At 54.5% G+C, this 18,878-nt stretch carries 17 protein-coding genes; 6 read left to right on the top strand and 11 right to left on the bottom strand.

Annotated elements, in window-relative coordinates; translation table 11 throughout:
• Positions 1-137: 137 nt before the first annotated feature.
• The 5 genes from livF to livK form a co-directional block, all read right to left on the bottom strand.
• Positions 138-851, bottom strand: coding sequence for a high-affinity branched-chain amino acid ABC transporter ATP-binding protein LivF (gene livF / locus ACSZO4_RS18625; RefSeq protein ID WP_437890522.1), 714 nt, complete (start codon positions 849-851; stop codon positions 138-140).
• Positions 852-868: 17 nt separating this feature from the next.
• Positions 869-1,636 (bottom strand): high-affinity branched-chain amino acid ABC transporter ATP-binding protein LivG, encoded by a 768-nt coding sequence (gene livG / locus ACSZO4_RS18630; protein WP_437890523.1) that lies wholly within the window; start codon positions 1,634-1,636, stop codon positions 869-871.
• Positions 1,633-2,910 (bottom strand): high-affinity branched-chain amino acid ABC transporter permease LivM, encoded by a 1,278-nt coding sequence (locus tag ACSZO4_RS18635; RefSeq protein ID WP_437890524.1) that lies wholly within the window; start codon positions 2,908-2,910, stop codon positions 1,633-1,635. Before ACSZO4_RS18635 ends, livG begins: the two co-directional genes overlap by 4 nt.
• Positions 2,907-3,833, bottom strand: coding sequence for a high-affinity branched-chain amino acid ABC transporter permease LivH (gene livH, locus ACSZO4_RS18640; RefSeq protein WP_437890525.1), 927 nt, complete (start codon positions 3,831-3,833; stop codon positions 2,907-2,909). The genes ACSZO4_RS18635 and livH overlap by 4 nt, the downstream gene beginning before the upstream one ends.
• Positions 3,834-4,004: 171 nt before the next feature.
• Positions 4,005-5,114: a high-affinity branched-chain amino acid ABC transporter substrate-binding protein LivK gene (gene livK / locus ACSZO4_RS18645; protein ID WP_437890526.1), complete on the bottom strand. Its 1,110-nt coding sequence runs from the start codon at positions 5,112-5,114 to the stop codon at positions 4,005-4,007.
• 469 nt (positions 5,115-5,583) lie between these two features.
• Between livK and panM the strand changes: the two genes are divergently transcribed.
• The gene (gene panM, locus ACSZO4_RS18650; protein WP_437890527.1) at positions 5,584-5,967 is read left to right on the top strand and encodes an aspartate 1-decarboxylase autocleavage activator PanM; all 384 of its coding nucleotides are present in this window, start codon (positions 5,584-5,586) and stop codon (positions 5,965-5,967) included.
• Between the two features lie 94 nt (positions 5,968-6,061).
• Here panM and ACSZO4_RS18655 read toward each other — a convergent pair whose 3' ends face one another.
• Positions 6,062-7,165, bottom strand: a complete 1,104-nt coding sequence (locus ACSZO4_RS18655) for a branched-chain amino acid ABC transporter substrate-binding protein (RefSeq protein ID WP_437890528.1) — start codon at positions 7,163-7,165, stop codon at positions 6,062-6,064.
• Positions 7,166-7,422: 257 nt separating this feature from the next.
• Positions 7,423-8,688 (bottom strand): 4-aminobutyrate--2-oxoglutarate transaminase, encoded by a 1,266-nt coding sequence (locus ACSZO4_RS18660; RefSeq protein WP_437890529.1) that lies wholly within the window; start codon positions 8,686-8,688, stop codon positions 7,423-7,425.
• A gap of 107 nt (positions 8,689-8,795) precedes the next feature.
• Here ACSZO4_RS18660 and ACSZO4_RS18665 point away from each other — a divergent pair, with 107 nt between their 5' ends.
• Positions 8,796-10,268, top strand: coding sequence for a PLP-dependent aminotransferase family protein (locus tag ACSZO4_RS18665; protein WP_437890530.1), 1,473 nt, complete (start codon positions 8,796-8,798; stop codon positions 10,266-10,268).
• Between the two features lie 105 nt (positions 10,269-10,373).
• On the opposite strand, the gene rpoH is transcribed toward ACSZO4_RS18665, so the two are convergent.
• The 4 genes from rpoH to ftsY all read right to left on the bottom strand — a co-directional run bounded on the left by rpoH (position 10,374) and on the right by ftsY (position 14,660).
• On the bottom strand, positions 10,374-11,228 hold the full coding sequence (gene rpoH / locus ACSZO4_RS18670; protein WP_437890531.1) for an RNA polymerase sigma factor RpoH: 855 nt from the start codon (positions 11,226-11,228) through the stop codon (positions 10,374-10,376).
• 267 nt (positions 11,229-11,495) lie between these two features.
• A complete protein-coding gene (gene ftsX / locus ACSZO4_RS18675; protein WP_437890532.1) occupies positions 11,496-12,554 on the bottom strand; it encodes a permease-like cell division protein FtsX in 1,059 nt (352 codons plus the stop codon).
• The gene (gene ftsE / locus ACSZO4_RS18680; RefSeq protein ID WP_437890533.1) at positions 12,547-13,215 is read right to left on the bottom strand and encodes a cell division ATP-binding protein FtsE; all 669 of its coding nucleotides are present in this window, start codon (positions 13,213-13,215) and stop codon (positions 12,547-12,549) included. The genes ftsX and ftsE overlap by 8 nt, the downstream gene beginning before the upstream one ends.
• A gap of 2 nt (positions 13,216-13,217) precedes the next feature.
• Positions 13,218-14,660, bottom strand: coding sequence for a signal recognition particle-docking protein FtsY (gene ftsY / locus ACSZO4_RS18685; RefSeq protein ID WP_437890534.1), 1,443 nt, complete (start codon positions 14,658-14,660; stop codon positions 13,218-13,220).
• A gap of 188 nt (positions 14,661-14,848) precedes the next feature.
• On the opposite strand from ftsY, the gene rsmD reads away from it, so the two are divergent.
• From rsmD to zntA, 4 genes are all read left to right on the top strand, one after another.
• On the top strand, positions 14,849-15,445 hold the full coding sequence (gene rsmD / locus ACSZO4_RS18690) for a 16S rRNA (guanine(966)-N(2))-methyltransferase (RefSeq protein WP_437890536.1): 597 nt from the start codon (positions 14,849-14,851) through the stop codon (positions 15,443-15,445).
• A gap of 7 nt (positions 15,446-15,452) precedes the next feature.
• On the top strand, positions 15,453-15,722 hold the full coding sequence (locus ACSZO4_RS18695; protein WP_437890537.1) for a DUF1145 family protein: 270 nt from the start codon (positions 15,453-15,455) through the stop codon (positions 15,720-15,722).
• A gap of 156 nt (positions 15,723-15,878) precedes the next feature.
• Positions 15,879-16,505 carry a lysoplasmalogenase gene (locus ACSZO4_RS18700; RefSeq protein WP_437890535.1) on the top strand — a complete coding sequence of 209 codons (627 nt, stop codon included), beginning with the start codon at positions 15,879-15,881 and terminating at the stop codon, positions 16,503-16,505.
• Positions 16,506-16,622: 117 nt separating this feature from the next.
• Positions 16,623-18,785 (top strand): Zn(II)/Cd(II)/Pb(II) translocating P-type ATPase ZntA, encoded by a 2,163-nt coding sequence (zntA, locus tag ACSZO4_RS18705; protein WP_437890538.1) that lies wholly within the window; start codon positions 16,623-16,625, stop codon positions 18,783-18,785.
• The last annotated feature ends 93 nt before the right edge of the window (positions 18,786-18,878 follow it).

The raw sequence follows: 18,878 nt of genomic DNA on the forward strand, positions 1-18,878 counted from the left end.
ATACTGAAAATGTTAGGGAAAGAATACAGTAATATGGTCATGGATGACTGACCATATTACTGGGGATCACTCAGCCCACAGGGAGAGGGAGCAAACACTAAAAAAGGCAACTAACAACGTTGCCTTTTTGCTTTTACCTAACCGCCCAGATAGGCGCTTCGTACCGCTTCGTTAGCCAGTAGCGCGTCGCCAGTATCTTCGAGCACCACGTGGCCGTTTTCCAGCACATAACCACGGTCGGCCAGCTTCAGCGCCTGGTTGGCGTTCTGCTCAACAAGGAAGATGGTCATCCCTTCTTTACGCAGTTGCTCAATGGTGTCGAAAATCTGCTGAATAATGATCGGTGCAAGACCCAGCGAGGGCTCGTCCAGCAGCAGCAAGCGCGGCTGGCTCATCAGCGCACGACCGATAGCCAGCATCTGCTGTTCGCCGCCGGACATCGTGCCTGCACGCTGAATACGACGCTCATACAGACGAGGGAACAGCTCGTAGACGCGCTTGATGCGGGTCTGGAACTGATCGCTGTCAGCAAAGAAGCCGCCCATCGCCAGGTTTTCTTCCACCGTCATACGGGAGAAGACGCGACGACCTTCCGGCACAATCGCAACGGCTTCACGCATGATCTTTGCCGTCTGCCAGTCGGTGATGTCTTTATCATCAAAAACAATACTCCCGCTGGTGGCGCGCGGATCGCCGCAAAGCGTACCCAGCAGGGTGGTTTTCCCTGCGCCGTTGGCGCCGATCAGGGTGACAATTTCCCCCTGCTTGATATGCAGGCTGACGTCGTGCAGGGCCTGGATTTTGCCGTAGTGGGCGCTCACTTTGTCAAAAGACAACATCACTTTTTCCATACTATGCCTCGCCCCCATTACGCTTCACCTAAATATGCACGGATCACGTCCGGGTTATTACGAATTTCTTCCGGCGTACCACTCGCCAGCGGAGCCCCCTGGTTGACCACATAAATGCGGTCGGAGATCCCCATCACCAGTTTCATATCGTGCTCAATCAGCAGGATAGTGGTGTTGTGATTGCTACGCAGCTCAACGATCAGTTCGTCCAGCTCTTTGGTCTCTTTCGGGTTGAGGCCTGCGGCGGGTTCGTCGAGCATCAGAATTTCCGGCTGCGTCACCATGCAGCGGGCAATTTCCAGACGACGCTGATCGCCGTAAGCCAGGTTGCTGGCCTGACGGTTAGCATGCTCCAACAGACCAATACGCTCCAGCCAGATAGCAGCCCGATCCAGCGCTTCGCTTTGTGCGCGGCGGAATGACGGGGTTTTCAACAGCCCAGAGAAAACGCCGGTTTTCAGTTGCTGATGCTGCCCTACCAGCAGGTTTTCGATCACCGTCATTTCGCGGAACAGACGTACGTGCTGGAAAGTACGAACCACACCCATACGGGCTATTTGCTGACCCGGCAACCCTTCCAGGTGCCGGTCACGCAGCATAATGGTGCCGCCTGTCGGTTTGTAGAAACCGGTCAGGCAGTTAAATACCGTGGTTTTGCCTGCGCCGTTGGGGCCGATAAGCGAAACGATTTCCTGCGGATGTAAATCCAGCGCCACGTTGTTAACGGCCAGCAGGCCGCCAAAGCGCATCATCAGGCCGTTTACGGATAACAAAGGCTGACTCATGCCTGCTCTCCTTTTGCCTGACCATTTTTCATTTTCATCTGCACACGGGTCATTGGCAGCAAGCCTTGCGGACGCCAAATCATCATCAGTACCATCAAACCACCCAGCATCAACATGCTGTATTCATTGAAGTCGCGCATCAACTCACGCGACACCACCAGCAGAATTGCAGCAAGGATGACCGCAAACTGCGATCCCATCCCGCCAAGCACCACAATCGCCAGCACAAACGCGGACTCTGCGAAGGTGAAGGATTCCGGGCTGACAAAGCCCTGACGTGCGGCAAACAGCGTCCCGGCAAAGCCTGCAAACGCGGCACTGATGGTAAATGCGGTGAGCTTAATACGGGTTGGGTTCAACCCCAGAGAGCGACAGGCAATCTCATCCTCGCGCAGCGCTTCCCAGGCCCGGCCCAGCGGCATACGCAGCAAACGGTTAATCACAAACAGCGAGAAGACCACCAGCAACAGTGCCACCAGGTAGAGGAAAATCACGCGGTCGCTGGGATCGTAAGGCACGCCAAAGAAGTTGCTGAACGTATCCCAGCCGCCTTCACGGGCGCTACGGCTAAACTCAAGACCAAACAGCGTCGGTTTAGGGATCTGGCTGATGCCGTTCGGGCCACCGGTGATTTCGGTGTTGTTCAGCAGCAGAATACGGACAATTTCACCAAACCCTAAGGTCACAATCGCCAGATAGTCGCCACGCAAACGCAGTACCGGGAAGCCGAGCAGGAAGCCCGCTGCCGCCGAAACCAGCGCCGAAATCGGCAGACAAACCCAGAAACCGAGGCCGTAGTAGTGGTTCAGCAACGCAAAAGTGTAAGCGCCGATAGCGTAGAAACCACCGTAGCCAAGCACCAGCAGACCCGACAGCCCCACCACCACGTTAAGGCCAAGACCGAGGATAATGTAAATCATGGTCATGGTGGCGATATCTACCGTACCGCGCGACACGACGAACGGCCAGACAACTGCCAGCACCAGCAGTGCGGCAAGGAACAGTTTCTGTTTTACGCTGGAGCCATCAATGGCAGGCAGAATAAATTTCGGCCCGGAGACGTTTTTCAGGCTCTTCTGGAAAACAGGTCGCAGCAACTGGAAGAAAAAGACCACCGCAGTGCCAATGAATACCCATTCCCAGCGAATGCTCGCCGCGGTATTCACCACTAATTTGGTGCCATCCAGATCTAACTGCACGCCCATAAAGACGCCCGCGAGTACAAAAAACATGGCGGCGGAGAGCAGCGCCATCGCAATTTGCATTGGTTTCATACTTTTTCTACCTCCGGACGACCCAGAATACCGGTCGGCATTACCAGCAGCACAATAATCAGCAGGGCAAACGACACCACATCTTTATATTCCGTACTCAGGTATGCAGAGGAGAGAGATTCGGTTACGCCAAGGATCAAACCACCAATCATCGCACCAGGGATACTGCCGATACCGCCTAATACCGCAGCGGTGAACGCTTTCATCCCGGCCATAAAGCCGATGTAGGGGTTGATTACACCGTAGAACTGACCCAGCAGCACACCAGCCACTGCGGCCATTGCAGCGCCAATCACAAAGGTCAGGGCAATCACGCGGTCCGTATTGATACCCAACAGGCTGGCCATTTTCAGATCTTCCGAACAGGCGCGGCAGGCACGGCCCATACGCGAGTAGCGGATAAACAGGGTCAACGCCAGCATGGATACCAGGGTCACAATCCAGATAACCAACTGCATCGTGGTAATAGTGGCAGAGAAGTTCTCACTGCTGCCCACGGTCCACTGGCCATTAAACAGGCTGGGTAACGCCACATCACGCGACCCTTCGGTCAGGCTGACGTAGTTTTGCAGGAAAATAGACATCCCGATGGCGGAAATCAACGCAATCAGGCGCTTGGAGCTTCTCACCGGGCGATAGGCCACCCGCTCAATACTCCAGCCATAGGCGCTGGCAATCACAATTGCCCCAACGAAGCCTGCGGTAATCAACAACCAACTGGCGTCGATACCCATCATCATTAGTGCGGCGATAATCATAAATGAGACGTAGCTACCGATCATGTAGACCTCGCCATGGGCGAAGTTGATCATGCCGATAATGCCGTACACCATGGTGTAGCCTATGGCGATCAGTGCATAGGTGCTTCCCAGCGTCACGCCGTTAAACATCTGCTGCAAGAAATAGAGAAACTGCTCGGACATAACGTAACCTTTCTAAACCCGCAGAACGGGATGAGGAACCCACTCTAAATCATTCGGGTTGCAGGAGAGGCGGCAAGCTGGCACATCCCCGGGAGCGTACAGCAAGTACGTAACCGTGGCGGGCAAGCTCAGCCAACACCCCTGCGGCGCGAAGTATGACGAGTGGTTATCTTATTTAGCTACCGAAGAGGATCCATCGGCGTGCCATTGGAAGACACCAAAATCAAATCCCTTCAAATCGCCTTTCTCATCCCAGTTCAGCGGCCCAATTACGGTTTTAGCCCCGTTGGCTTTTAAATCGTTGACCAGCGCCAGCGGTTCATCACTTCCCGCGCGGTCCAGCGCCTGTGCAAGAGACTGCACGGCGGCATAGGTGATCCAAACGTACGGACCACTTGGATCTTTTTTCTCGGCTTTCAGTGCATCGACAATGCTCTGATTTGCCGGATCCTGATCGTAGCGCTTCGGCATGGTGACCAGCATACCTTCACCTGCATCACCGGCGATGTTAGACAGTGAAGCATTGCCGACGCCTTCCGGCCCCATAAACTGAGTCTTCAGGCCATTAGAACGCGCCTGGCGCAGAATTTGCCCCATTTCCGGGTAGTAACCACCGTAGTAGACAAAATCGATATTTTCTTTCTTCAGACGAGCCACCAGCGCGGAGAAATCTTTCTCACCGGCGGTGATGCCATCAAAGAAGACAATATTGGCGCCTTCAGATTTCAGGCTCTCCTGAACGGAACGCGCCAGACCTTCGCCGTACTGCTGCTTATCATGAATAATGGCAATACGCTGCGGCTTAACGGTGCCGAGGATATATTTGGCGGCGGTCGGCCCCTGTGAGGAGTCCAGGCCGGCGGTACGCATAATGTATTTATAGCCGCGTTGGGTCAGTTCCGGGTTGGTGGCGCCCGGAGAGATCATCAGGATACCTTCATCTTCATAGATGTCGGAAGCAGGCTGGGTTGATGATGAGCAGAGGTGACCAATGACGTATTTAATCCCGTCGTTGACGATTTTGTTCGCCACCGCAACGGCTTGTTTTGGATCACAGGCATCGTCATATTCGACAGCGACCAGCTTGTCGCCCTTAACGCCGCCTTTGGCATTAATATCTTTAATCGCCTGGCGAGCGCCGTTGAACTCCATATCGCCCCATTGGGCCACCGGACCGGACATCGCGCCGACAACAGCAACCTTAATATCTGCCGCCATGGCCACGTGAGACATCGCAAATGCAACAATCCCCGCGATGACTGTCTTCGCGTTCCTTTTCATACTTCAAATCCCCGTTCGTGATGTAGTGCCACACCGTCTCAGGCTGCGCCGAGGCAAACTGAAAGCATTGTGTGAAAATATTGTTTTTTTATGGTTAAAACGCATTCTGTACTTTTAATAGACAACACTATTTTTACCAGCGCCATGAATGGTTTAGCGCAGTTTTTTGGTAAAAACCAGACTAAATACTCTATTTTTCAGGCGATTAAGCAGAGATAATATTCTGTATTTCCCTGGAGATAAACCAGAAATGTTCAGTCTTCAGCATAATATAATGGTACAAAGAGCGGAATAAAACGCTACCTTTCAGCTAAAAATGCTACCTGGTTTTAGATCACTAATGTTTAAAACTGCTACAGCGGCAGCTTCAAAATTAATCGCCTGCCAAACGAAATAATAAAAAGTCACAACCCGTATCTGGCGAAATTGTTTACACTGCAATTATCTTTTGAGAATGGACAAGCTGTAGATGAAATTGACCATCATCCGTCTGGTAACCTTTACCGACCAGGATCATATTGATTTAGCTAAAGTCTGGCCGGAGTATTCCCCTGCATCCCTGCAAGTGGATGAAACCCACCATATCTATGCCGCACGCTTTAATGACCGCCTGCTGGCAGCCGTTCGCGTAACCCTGCTGGGAACACAGGGGGCGCTGGATTCCCTGCGCGTGCGTGATATCACCCGCCGTCGCGGCGTCGGGAAGTATTTGCTGGATGAAGTGATCCTTGATAACCCAAACATTACCACCAGGTGGATTACCGAAGCCGGTGTGGAAGATCGTAGCGTGATGGCGGCATTCGCCCAGGCGGTGGGCTTTACGGCGCAGAATGATGGCTGGGTGAAGCGGTAGACGGCTGAGCTGTCTGATGCCCTCACCCCGCCCCTCTCCCACCGGGAGAGGGTGCAAACACTAAAAAAGGCAACTGACGTTGCCTTTTTGCTGTTTATTTTGCGTCGGTGGCAGTGCCGTCGGCATGCCAGGTAAATACGCCGAACTCAAAGCCTTTCAGGTCGCCCTTCTGATCCCACGCCAGTGGGCCCATAACGGTTTCCACCGAGTTCGCTTTCAGCCAGGTGGCGATTTCAGCCGGTTCTGCTGTCTGGTTCAGGCCAGCAGCCAGAGACTGCAACGCAGCGTAAGTGGTCCACACGAATGCGCCGCTCGGATCCTGTTTCTTCGCTTTAATCGCATCTACGATAGGTTTGTTCGCCGGGATCTGGTCGTAATTTTTCGGTTTGGTCACCAGCATACCTTCAGCAGATTCGCCTGCGATATTCGACAGAGAAACGTTCGCGACACCTTCCGGACCCATAAATTTGGTTTTCAGACCGGCAGCACGAGACTGACGCAGGATCTGGCCCATCTCCGGGTGGTAACCGCCGTAGTAAACGAAGTCGATGTTTTCTTTCTTCAGACGCGCAACCAGCGTGGAGAAATCTTTCTCGCCTGCGGTGATACCGTCAAAGAAGACCACATCCGCGCCGCCTTTTTTCAGGCCATCCTGCACCGCACGCGCCAGACCTTCGCCGTACTGCTGCTTGTCGTGGATCACGGCAATACGCTGCGGTTTCACGCTTTCAAGAATGTATTTCGCAGCGGTCGGGCCCTGATCGGAATCCAGGCCTGTGGTACGCAGCGTCAGTTTGTAACCACGGGCAGTCAGCTCCGGAGCGGTAGCCGCTGGCGTGATCATCAGAATACCTTCGTCTTCATAGATATCAGACGCCGGCTGAGTAGAAGAGGAGCACAGGTGACCGATAACATATTTGATGCCATCGTTAACCACTTTGTTTGCCACCGCGACCGCTTGTTTCGGGTCACATGCATCGTCATATTTGGTGATAACCAGTTTGTCACCTTTGATACCGCCTTTCGCGTTGATATCAGCAACAGCCTGCTCTGCACCGGTAAATTCCTGATCACCGTATTGCGCAACCGGACCAGACATTGCACCCACGACCGCAACTTTAATATCTTTGGCGAATGCCATGTTGCTCATCGCTAACGCAATACATCCTGCCAGTAACGCTTTGCCCTTCATTTTCATCCTGAGGTTCCCCATTCTTATGGTGATTGAATTTGTTGTGATGTTGTTGTTTGGCACATTATTTTGTTTACTATCATAAGAAAAGAATATGATAGACGTTTGAACACAGCCTGCCCGTGCCCTGGCAGCATTCTCTGCTAAAACATACCCCATTTTGTGGATTTTGGAATACTATTTTTGAAGGTTATATAACAGCGGGATGACAGAATGTAAGAAAGCCGCCAGACAGGAGTCAGGCGGCTTTCTTCAGGCGTGGGTTAGCGCGTCAGCGCCTGATGGAGAATATCCAGCGCTTTACGGAACTGAACCTCAGGAATCGTCAGCGGGTAAAGGAAGCGGATCACGTTGCCGTAGACACCGCAGCTCAGTAACAGCAGCCCGGCGGCCAGCGCTTTGTCCTGCACCTGCTTCGTAAATTGTGCAGAGGGTTCTCCGGTTTGTGGATCGTTAAACTCCACCGCCACCATTGAGCCTTGCGCACGGATGTCGGCAATATAGGCACATTCCGTTTTCGCTTTTTGCAGTACTTCCACCAGGTGTTGCCCCAGCTGGTTCGCACGCTCACACAGATTCTCTTGTTCAATAACGTCCAGTACCGCATGCGCTGCCGCCACCGCCAGTGGGTTACCGGCATAGGTTCCGCCCAGCCCACCCGGCGCTGGCGCATCCATCACCTCTGCACGCCCGGCAACAGCAGAGAGCGGTAAACCACCCGCCAGGCTCTTCGCCATGGTGATAAGATCAGGTTTTACGCTGTAATATTCCACCGCAAACAGCTTGCCGGTACGGGCAAATCCGGTTTGCACTTCGTCGGTGATCAGCAGGATGCCGTGGGTATCGCAAAGCTTACGCAACGCCTGCATAAAATCATCAGGCGCAATATTAAATCCACCCTCCCCCTGAATGGGCTCAAGCAGAATAGCCGCTACCTGGTCCGGAGCAATATCGGCCTTAAAAATACGATCCAGACTTTTCAGCGCATCCGCCGTACTCACCCCATGTAGGGCGTTCGGGAACTGAGCATGGAAAATAGAACCGGGGAACGGGCCAAAGCCAATTTTGTAGGGGGCCACTTTACCCGTCAGCGCCATGGTCATATAGGTACGGCCGTGGAAACCGCCGCCGAAGGTGATCACTCCCGGGCGTTTGGTATAGGCACGAGCAATTTTCACCGCATTTTCAACGGCTTCAGCACCAGTTGAGAAAAAGGCCGTTTTTGCCGGCCCTTCAACAGGCGCGCGTTCGTTAATCCGCTCTGCCAGCGAAACATAGCTTTCGTAAGGGACGATCTGATAGGCCGTGTGGGTAAACGCCTGCAGCTGTTTTTCCACCGCCGCAATGACTGAAGGGTGACGATGCCCGGTATTCAGCACCGCAATGCCGGCCGCAAAATCGATCACTTCATTACCTTCGACATCCCACAGCGTGGCGTTTTCCGCTTTCTCAGCATAGAAGCCGCACATGACGCCGATGCCACGCGGTGTTGCCGCTAAACGGCGTTGATGCAGTTCGTTATTTTTCACCTTTATACTCCCCCGTCTCTGATTCATTTTGCAGCAGTCATCTTTTGCCACAATGACACAAGCGGTTCTATAATCGAGTACCAGTTTTGAATAATTAAGGGATCCAATTGCGTTCACTCGTGGGTGATTTACTGCAATTGCGTCTGGATGCGCAAAGCGACGGCAAGCTGCATAAGAAATTATATAACACGATCCGCCACTCGATCCTCGAAGGAAGCCTTCCACCGCAAAGCCGCCTGCCCCCAAGCCGGGATCTGGCAACGGAGCTGCATCTGTCGCGTAATACCGTGCTGAGGGTCTATGAGCAACTGCTGGCAGAAGGCTATATCGTTTCCCGCACCGGCAGTGGCACCTTTGTGGCGCAGACCGTGCCGGACAGCCTGCTGTCAGCCCCCTTGTCGCCCGTGGAGAATGCCGCTGGCGAATTGTCCTCACATCTGTCAAACAGGGGCCAGGCGCTATTGCAACGCAGCAGCGCCAGCCCGCGACAGTGGGGCGCATTTCTACCCGGCGTGCCGGATGTCAACGCCTTTCCCCATGCCCTGTTTCGTAAGATTCAGTCGCGTGTCAGCCGTAAGCCGCAGGCCAGTCAGCTCTCCTATAGCGACGCAGGAGGAAGCCAGGCCCTACAGCTGGCGCTGGTGGACTATCTGCGGGTCGCCCGTTCGGTGAAATGCAGCGCCGGGCAAATCCTGATAACCGAAGGCATTCACCAGGCCATAGATCTGGTGTCGCGCATGCTCTGTAACCCCGGTGACAAAGCATGGATTGAGGAGCCAGCCTACTGGGGCATTCGTAACGTGCTGACAATGAACGGCGTCAACCTTGAGCCGGTGGATGTCGACCTTGCCGGTATCAATCCCCCCGACACCGGAGATGGCGCGCCAAAACTGATTTTCGTCACCCCCTCTCACCAGTATCCGCTGGGCTGCGTGATGAGCCTTGAACGCCGCCAGCGTCTGCTGGCGCTGGCCCGGCAAACGGGTAGCTGGATTGTGGAAGATGATTACGACAGCGAGTTTCGTTTTTCCGGCCAACCGATCCCGGCATTGCAGGGGCTGGTGGATGACGCCCCGGTTATCTACACCGGCACCTTCAGTAAAACCCTCTATCCCGGCCTGCGACTCGGCTATCTGGTTCTGCCGCGCCCCTTAATGCAGGCCCTGAAAACGGCGCATGCAGAGCTGTATCGTGGTGGGCGATTGGTGGATCAGGAAGCACTGGCCCTGTTTATCAGCGAAGGGCATTACACCGCGCATATCCGTCGTATGCGGCTGCTTTACGCCCGGCGGCGCGCGCGGCTCGCAGGGCTGATCGTCGCGGCCCTGGGCAAAGAGGCGCTCAGCGAATTTAATGATAATGCCGGTCTGCACCTGGTACTTTCACTGCCTGAACACTGCAATGACGCCGTGCTTGCCAGCCAGGCGAACCAACGCGGGATCCTGGTGCGGGCGCTTTCACGCTACTACTCCGGCGCTCATCCGCTAAAGGGCTTATTACTGGGATTTGCGGCAATGGAGGAAGAGACAATGGAATCCGCATTCAAGGTATTGCTGGAATGCATCAGGGAAAACAGCTGATCGGCAAGGCAGCCGACTGTGGCGAAAAAGTGAGTTCTCAGAAAGCAAAAAGCCGGGCGCTCTCGCTTTCCCGGCTTCTGAGTGACTTACTGCTTAAGCTTAAATTTAAGCTTCGATCGCCGCACGCAGCTTTTTCATGGCGTTCTTTTCCAGCTGGCGCACACGCTCTGCGGAAACACCATAACGATCGGCCAGCTCCTGAAGCGTGGACTTGTTCGCCTCATCCAGCCAACGGGCGCGAATAATCGCCTGGCTACGCTCATCCAGACCCTGCATCGCATCGGTCAGTTTGTTCGCGGCCTGCTCTTCCCAGTTATCATCTTCAATGCCATCGGCAAAGTTAGACGATTTATCCTGCAGGTAGAGCACCGGCGCCATCGGCTGGCTGTCAGACTCGTCGTCGGAAGACATATCAAAGGTCATGTCCTGAGCCGCCATACGCGATTCCATTTCACGTACGTCTTTGCTGCTCACGCCCAGTTCACGGGCCACCATTTCGACTTCATCCTGGTTAAACCAACCCAGACGTTGTTTGGTTTTACGCAGGTTAAAAAACAGCTTACGCTGTGCTTTCGTGGTCGCGACTTTCACAATACGCCAGTTACGCAGTACGTATTCGTGAATTTCCGCTTTGATCCAGTGCACGGCAAAAGAGACCAGACGCACCCCGACTTCCGGGTTGAAGCGACGGACAGCTTTCATCAGGCCGATATTGCCTTCCTGAATCAGGTCAGCCTGCGGCAGGCCATAGCCCGAATAATTACGAGCAACATGAACAACAAAGCGCAGGTGGGACAGGATCAGCGTCTTAGCTGCTTCCAGATCGCCCTGGTAATGCAGCTTTTCAGCCAGTGCCCTTTCTTCATCAGCCGTCAACATTGGCCATGCGTTAGCGGCCCGGACGTAAGACTCCAGGTTACCAACAGGGGCTAAAGCTAAAGATTGCATTTCTTTGGTCATTCAAATCCTCTCAATATACATCCAACTGGCGGCGGTCTGTCCCCATCAGGCAACAAACATGCCAGTGTTAATGAGCAACGAGAATATCATTCACTCTTGTATCAGACAGTGATTTTATCCACAAGTTCCAGGATGGATTGTGAATAAAATAGGCACAAAATGTGACATAAGTATGAAAAACCGCGGCAGAGGAAGGGAGATATGAGCTATACGCTTTCCCTGCTACGGGAATACTGCATTGCAGGGAAAGAGTATATCAGAGATTTTTTACTGTGGAGTAAAGTGACGTAAATGTTGAACCGTGGCAAGCCAGGCGGCTATCCAGCCAATCATGGAGCACAACAGCAGCAGCAATAAACACTCGTCAAATGAGAGCCCACTTAGCTCAAACTGGGTGCCAAACACCTTCGCCACCTCGGTCACTGCCGATGAGAGGCGCAGCACCAGGATCTCAGACAGGATCAGCGACAAGAACGCGCCGCTAAAGCCCAGTAATGCGCCACCGTACAGGAAGGGACGCAGGATAAAACCGTCCGTAGCGCCAATCAGTTTTTGCACATTGATGGTGTCACGACGCGCGAAGATACTTAAGCGCACGCTGTTACCGATGACGAGGAAGACCGCCGCCACCATCAGCACACCGATCATCGCCGACACCCGTCCGACCAGGCCGGTTAAAGAGGCCAGACGCGCAAACCAGCTGTCGTCCATCCGCACTTCATCAATACCGTGCAATTTGCTGATGCGATCGCGCAGCGTGGTCAGCGACTCCGTACCCTGGAAATCCAGTTTGGGGATCACTACCGCCACCGCCGGCAAAGGGTTCTCTTCCAGCATATCCAGTGCGCCGCCAAAGCCCGACCAGTTACGGAATTCACCCAGCGCGTCTTCCCGGGAAAGGTAATTCACTTTCTCCACGCCCTGCTCTGACTGTAACTGCCCCACCACCTGCGCCGCAGCGTTATCATCCAGCGCTTTATCAAGGTAGACGGTAATTTGCGGGGAAGGATAGTACTGCGAGGCCGCCTGGTTGACGTTTTTGTAAACCATATAGCAGACGCTCGGCAGCGTCAGGGAGATAGCAATCACCATGACAGTCAGGAAGGTCGCAAAGGGTTTACTTTTCAGATCCTGCAACGCGCCATGGAACGCATAACGCACCTGTTCATTAAAGACATTGGTTTTACGGGAGTTCGGTTTGACTGGCGTTTTGCCACGGCGCACGGCGTTTCGATTAGCATCACCCTGCCCGCCTGCCGATTTACGAAAACGATCCAGTTTGCTGCCAAACTGCCGAATTTGATTGATTGCGTCGCGCTTATTCACCCGCCAGGCCTCCATGCAAATGGCCATCGCTCAGGGATAACATGCGGTACGAACGTCGGGAAATCAGCCCGGTATCGTGCGTCGCCATCAGAACCGTCACCCCAACACGATTAAACTCCTCAAACAGACGTAAAATCCCTTCAGAAAGGGCATCATCCAGGTTACCGGTCGGTTCATCCGCCAACAGCACCGCAGGCTTGTTGACCACCGCGCGGGCAATCCCTACGCGCTGTTGCTCGCCACCGGAAAGCTGAATGGGGAAGTTTTTCGCTTTGTCGAGCAGCCCGACCTTATCCAGCGCCGCCGAGACACGTCGACGAATATCATCGCCACTGGCCCCGGCAATGATCAACGGGATCGCCACGTTGTCATACACCGTTCTGTCCATCAGCAAATGGTGATCCTGGAAAATCATGCCAATCTGCCGACGTAAAAACGGCACTTCACGATTGCGAAGACGAGTAATGTCATGCCCGCCAAATAAGATTTTCCCGGCACTTGGCCGCTCGATGCCACAAATAAGCTTCAGCAGGGTGCTTTTCCCTGCGCCTGAGTGGCCGGTCAGAAATGCCATCTCGCCCGGTTGCAGGTGGAATGTCACCCCCTGCAACGCTTGTCTCCCGCCGAGATAGGCTTTGCTGACGTGTTCAAAGCGAATCATTGTTAATCCTCTCGGGCAAAAAGTGCCTCAATAAAGTCGCCCGCATTAAACGGACGTAGATCCTCAATTCGTTCGCCGACCCCGATATAGCGAATAGGGATACCAAACTGATCCGCGACGGAGAAAATAACCCCGCCCTTGGCGGTTCCGTCCAGCTTGGTCAGAGTGATACCCGTCAACCCGACCGCCTCATGGAACAGTTTGGCCTGGCTTACCGCATTCTGCCCGGTGCTGGCATCGATAGTCAGCATGATTTCGTGCGGCGCATCTTCGTCCAGCTTCTTCATAACGCGGACGATTTTCTTCAATTCTTCCATCAGATGCGCTTTGTTTTGCAAACGCCCGGCGGTGTCGGCAATCAGGACATCCACATGGCGCGCTTTCGCAGCCTGAATGGCATCAAAAATCACCGACGCGGAATCTGCACCGGTATGCTGGGCAATAACCGGAATATTGTTGCGCTGACCCCAGACCTGCAACTGCTCAACGGCAGCAGCACGGAAAGTGTCACCCGCCGCCAGCATCACCGACTTGCCCTGCTGCTCAAACTGTCGCGCCAGCTTACCAATGGTGGTGGTTTTACCGACGCCGTTAACGCCAACCATCAGAATAACAAAGGGCGTTTTACCTTCAACATTAAGCGGTTCATCGACTTTCGCAAGGATGTCACCCATCTCTTCTTTGAGCAAACCATAGAGTGCTTCGGCGTCACGCAGCTGCTTACGTGAAGCGCCTTCCGTCAGGCTGGCGATGATTTTACGCGTGGTTTCCACGCCCACATCGGCAATCAACAGCTGTTCTTCCAGCTCTTCGAAGAGATCATCATCGATTTTCTTACCACGGAACAGACTGATAAATCCGGAACCGAGGTTTTCTTTGGTTTTCAGCAGACTGCGTTTAAGACGCGAGAAAAACCCTTCTTTGGTTGGCTTTTCTTGCTCTACAACAGCGGGCTCCGCAGCAGGGACCACCGCCAGGGGTTCTTCAGCGGCTTGCGCCGCTAAGGCCTGCGCTTCCAGTTCTTCATCGCTGAACGGCGCATCGTCTTCAACATCATCAATGTCTTCAACATCATCAATGTCTTCAGCATCTGCAATGCTTGCAACATTTTCAGCATGTTCCACGGCGTCCTGTTCATCTTCCACCGCCTCAGGTTCAGTGACCTCTTCCACCTGCGGCAACGCTTCATGTTCAACCGCTTGCGGCTGTGGCGCTGCTGCAACCTCAGGTTTTTCTTCCGACACTGCGAGCTGCGAGCTTACCTCAACCACCTCTTCGGCGAAGGCTTCGCTGCTCTCTGGCTGGGTTTGAGGTTGCCCGGTTTCGGCAAGTTTCTCTGTTTCGGTGGGCTGTTCCGCTTGCTGTTCTTTTACTTCTTCTTTTACTTCTTCTTTTTGCCCAAAGCCGAGCCAGGAGAAAAAGCCACGTTTCTTTTCATCTGCCATTTGCGACCTAACTCCCGCTGTTAATTTATGGCTTAAGCCCACAAAGCCGTAGCAGGGGCTAAAAATTTCTAATTAGTTAAATAGTCTATCACTTTCCTTAACTCGCTTCACCGCCTGCGGATTAAGGTTTCGCACCGTGCGAGAGGCCGCTAGAATAGCAGGCCGAAAAGAAGAATTAAGCGATGACCATGAAGAAACCCAATCGGGCCGCTACCGGCCAAATCCGCATCATTGGCGGACAATGGCGCGGACGTAAGCTGCCAGTCCCGGACAGCCCCGGCCTGCGCCCCACCACTGACCGCGTGCGTGAAACCTTGTTTAACTGGCTGGCCCCGTCCATGGTCGATGCACATTGCCTGGACTGCTTCGCCGGCAGCGGCGCGCTGGGTCTGGAAGCCCTCTCCCGTTACGCCGCCAGTGCCACCCTGCTGGAAATGGAACGCAGCGTAGCACAGCAGTTACAGCAGAACATCGCGACCCTGAAAGCCAGCAACGGCAAAGTAGTCACCGGCAACTCGCTGGCGTTTCTCGCCCAGAAGGGAACGCCGCACGACATCGTTTTTGTCGATCCGCCGTTTCGCAAAGGGATGCTGGAAGAAACGCTGACCCTGCTGGAAAATAACGGCTGGCTGGCCGACAACGCGCTAATCTATGTGGAAAGCGAAGTTGAAAATGGTCTGCCGCCTGTCCCAACAAGCTGGAGTGTGTACCGGGAAAAAGTCGCCGGGCAGGTAGCCTATCGTTTGTATCAGCGTGAATCACAAGGAGTGAACGATGAGCATTAAGATGAGCATACTGATTAACCTGGGGCGTCTGCTGATGCTCTTCGTCTGGGCATTTTTACTGCTGAACCTGTTTTCTCCGTTCCCGAAGCCGTTGAATATTTTCGTCAACGTCGCCCTGTTCTTCACCGTGTTTATGCATGCCCTGCAGGCCACGATGATGAAAAAAACGCTGCCCAAAGAGGGTCCGCAGATGACCCGTACTGAAGAGTTTCGCATCTTTCTGTTCGGCATTTTTGAACTGTTGATTTGGCTTAAAAAGCTCAAAACAAAAAAATAAAGAACACTCTCTTTCGGTTATCCCGACATCCATTCTGTTCAGCCTGATTACATTTCAACCTGATTTAGTCAGGGTTTACGCGGTCTTTGCTAAACTCAAAATCAGAACTGTGGGCATGGTGCTCACGAACGAATCAAAATGGATTAGGGATTTATTATGCTTTGGTCATTTATTGCCGTCTGTTTTTCAGCATGGCTGTATGTGGATGCAACATATCGTGGGCTGACATGGCGACGCTTGGCCTTTAAACCCATCACCGTCTTACTCTTGTTGTTACTGGCGTGGCAGGCACCGATGTTCAGTGCGGTCAGTTACCTGGTTCTGGCCGGGCTATGCACCTCGTTAGTCGGTGACGCACTCACCTTACTTCCGCGCCAGCAGCTGCTGTATGCGATTGGCGCATTTTTCCTCTCCCACCTGCTGTACACCATCTATTTCGCCAGCCAGATGAGCCTGTCCTTCTTCTGGCCACTGCCGATCGTGCTGCTGGTGGTGGGCGGATTGCTGCTTAGCGTTATCTGGACGCGGCTGGAAACACTACGTCTCCCGGTGTGTACCTTTATTGCCATGACGCTGGTGATGGTCTGGCTGGCTGGTGAATTGTGGTTCTTCCGCCCTACCAGCCCGGCGCTGTCTGCGTTTGCTGGTGCAGCACTGCTGCTGGTCAGCAATGTTGTCTGGCTGGGTAGCCATTACCGTCGCCGTTTTCGTGCAGATACCGCTATCTCCGCCGCCTGCTATTTTATCGGCCATTTTTTGATTGTCCGCTCCCTGTATATTTAAAATGCTTGACTCTGGAGTCGACTCCAGAGTGTATCCTCCAGTTAATGAGAATTTTATCATTCACTGGAGGATGCCATGCCAACCGCCAACAAACCCCAAACGCCCCAGTTTTCGACCATGAAACTGCGCCCGGTGGCCGCAGACAAACACTCCTGTGAATGTGGCGACGCCTGCGAAACCACCCAGCCTGCCATTGAACATGCCGAAGGCGAACGTTTCAGTTGGCTGGTTTCCGGCATGGACTGCGCCGCCTGCGCGCGGAAAGTCGAAAATGCGGTCCGCAAGCTCGATGGCGTCAACCACGTTCAGGTCGCTTTCGCGACGGAAAAACTGACCGTAGTGGCGCGAAGCGATATCCGCGAGCAGGTAGAAAAAGCGGTTCAGCAGGCTGGCTACCGTCTGCAAGGCGAAAATGCGCCCACGCAGGTATCTCCCTCCCGTTTACAGGAAAATCTGGCACTTATCCTGCTCATTGTGATGATGAGCATCAGTTGGCTACTCGAACAGTTCAACCATCCGTTCGGTCAGGCTGCCTTTATCGTCACCACTCTGGTCGGTCTGTGGCCGATTGCCCGCCAGTCGTTGCGCTTAATGCGTAGCGGAAGCTGGTTTGCCATTGAAACCTTAATGAGCGTTGCGGCTATTGGCGCGCTATTTATTGGCGCGACGGCAGAAGCAGCGATGGTGCTGCTGCTGTTTCTGGTCGGTGAGCGGCTCGAAGGCTGGGCAGCCAGTCGCGCCCGCCGTGGCGTAAGCGCTCTGATGGCGCTGAAACCCGACACCGCGACCCGTATTGTCAATGGCGAGCGCCAGAGCGTTATGGCCCAGCAACTGCGCCCCGGCGACACTATTGAAGTCCCGGCAGGCGGGCGCTTACCGGCTGATGGCAGGCTGCTCTCCCCCTTTGCCAGCTTCGATGAAAGCGCATTAACCGGCGAATCGCTGCCGGTGGAACATATCACTGGCGATCGCATCCCGGCGGGCGCTACCAGTGTTGATCGTCTGGTGACGCTGGAGGTGGTATCGAAACCTGGTGAAAGCGCCATCGATCGTATTTTGACGCTAATCGAAGAAGCCGAAGAGCGCCGGGCGCCGATTGAACGCTTTATCGACCGCTTTAGCCGGATTTACACGCCCGCGATTATGCTGGTGGCCCTGCTGGTGGCTATTGTGCCGCCGCTTATGGTCGGTGCCGCGTGGCTGCCCTGGATCTACAAAGGGCTGACCCTGCTGCTGATTGGCTGCCCGTGCGCGCTGGTCATCTCCACCCCGGCGGCGATCACCTCCGGCCTTGCGGCGGCAACCCGTTACGGGGCGTTGATTAAAGGCGGGGCAGCGCTGGAGCAACTGGCGTCCGTCCAGCAGGTGGCCTTCGATAAAACCGGCACCTTAACCCTGGGCTTGCCCAATGTGACAGGCCTCTACCCGCTTCCCGGAACCGACGAAGCCACACTGCTGACGCTCAGCGCCGCCGTCGAACAGGGCTCCACCCATCCACTGGCGCAGGCGATTTTGCGCGAGGCGCAAGCGCGCCGGTTAACGCTGCCAGCGACCTCAGCCCAGCGGGCGCTGGCCGGTAAAGGCATCGAGGCTTTGGTCAACGGGCAGTCAGTACGCCTGAGCTCGCCCGATAAACTGCCGGATATGCAGCTGGACGAGGCGTTGCAGGCAGAGATCCTCCGTCGGGAAGAACGGGGGGAAACGGTGATTGTGGTATTGCGTGAAAGCCTTGCCATTGGCGCCATTGCCCTGCGCGATACCCTGCGTGAAGATGCGCGAGAAGCCGTCGCGGCCCTGCGTGAACTTGGGGTACAAGGGGTGATGTTGACCGGCGATAATCCACGAGCGGCGGCCACCATTGCCGGTGAGCTAAAGATGGATTTTCGGGCCAGTTTGCTGCCGGAAGATAAGGTGAATGCGGTCATCGCCCTGAATCAGCGCGCCCCGCTGGCAATGGTGGGCGATGGTATTAACGACGCCCCGGCCATGAAAGCGGCGACTATCGGTATTGCTATGGGCAGCGGCACCGACGTGGCGCTGGAAACCGCCGATGCGGCCCTGACCCATAATCGGCTCGGGGGTCTGGTGCAGATGATTAGCCTGGCGCGGGCCACGCGGGCCAATATTCGCCAGAACATCGCTCTCGCCCTGGGGCTGAAAGCTATCTTCCTGGTGACAACATTGCTGGGGATTACGGGATTATGGCTGGCGGTGCTGGCGGATACCGGCGCAACGGTACTGGTGACGGCAAATGCGCTAAGGCTGCTGCGTCAGAAATAATAGCTGGGGGTGCGGTCTGATGCCCTCACCCCGGCCCTTATGTCTTGACCTTCCCCGCTCAGGCGGGGAAGATCCCCGACTGATCATCGGGGG

It is taken from the genome of Phytobacter sp. V91, from assembly GCF_965644225.1.
In the GTDB taxonomy this organism is placed as follows: domain Bacteria; phylum Pseudomonadota; class Gammaproteobacteria; order Enterobacterales; family Enterobacteriaceae; genus CBFFRJ01.

What these genes read in the sequence shown, in the direction of transcription:
- livF (WP_437890522.1), bottom strand. Translation starts at nt 851, where the DNA reads ATGGAAAAAGTGATGTTGTCTTTTGACAAAGTGAGCGCCCACTACGGC.
- livG (WP_437890523.1), bottom strand. Translation starts at nt 1,636, where the DNA reads ATGAGTCAGCCTTTGTTATCCGTAAACGGCCTGATGATGCGCTTTGGC.
- ACSZO4_RS18635 (WP_437890524.1), bottom strand. Translation starts at nt 2,910, where the DNA reads ATGAAACCAATGCAAATTGCGATGGCGCTGCTCTCCGCCGCCATGTTT.
- livH (WP_437890525.1), bottom strand. Translation starts at nt 3,833, where the DNA reads ATGTCCGAGCAGTTTCTCTATTTCTTGCAGCAGATGTTTAACGGCGTG.
- livK (WP_437890526.1), bottom strand. Translation starts at nt 5,114, where the DNA reads ATGAAAAGGAACGCGAAGACAGTCATCGCGGGGATTGTTGCATTTGCG.
- panM (WP_437890527.1), top strand. Translation starts at nt 5,584, where the DNA reads ATGAAATTGACCATCATCCGTCTGGTAACCTTTACCGACCAGGATCAT.
- ACSZO4_RS18655 (WP_437890528.1), bottom strand. Translation starts at nt 7,165, where the DNA reads ATGAAAATGAAGGGCAAAGCGTTACTGGCAGGATGTATTGCGTTAGCG.
- rpoH (WP_437890531.1), bottom strand. Translation starts at nt 11,228, where the DNA reads ATGACCAAAGAAATGCAATCTTTAGCTTTAGCCCCTGTTGGTAACCTG.
- ftsE (WP_437890533.1), bottom strand. Translation starts at nt 13,215, where the DNA reads ATGATTCGCTTTGAACACGTCAGCAAAGCCTATCTCGGCGGGAGACAA.
- ftsY (WP_437890534.1), bottom strand. Translation starts at nt 14,660, where the DNA reads ATGGCAGATGAAAAGAAACGTGGCTTTTTCTCCTGGCTCGGCTTTGGG.
- rsmD (WP_437890536.1), top strand. Translation starts at nt 14,849, where the DNA reads ATGAAGAAACCCAATCGGGCCGCTACCGGCCAAATCCGCATCATTGGC.
- ACSZO4_RS18700 (WP_437890535.1), top strand. Translation starts at nt 15,879, where the DNA reads ATGCTTTGGTCATTTATTGCCGTCTGTTTTTCAGCATGGCTGTATGTG.
- zntA (WP_437890538.1), top strand. Translation starts at nt 16,623, where the DNA reads ATGAAACTGCGCCCGGTGGCCGCAGACAAACACTCCTGTGAATGTGGC.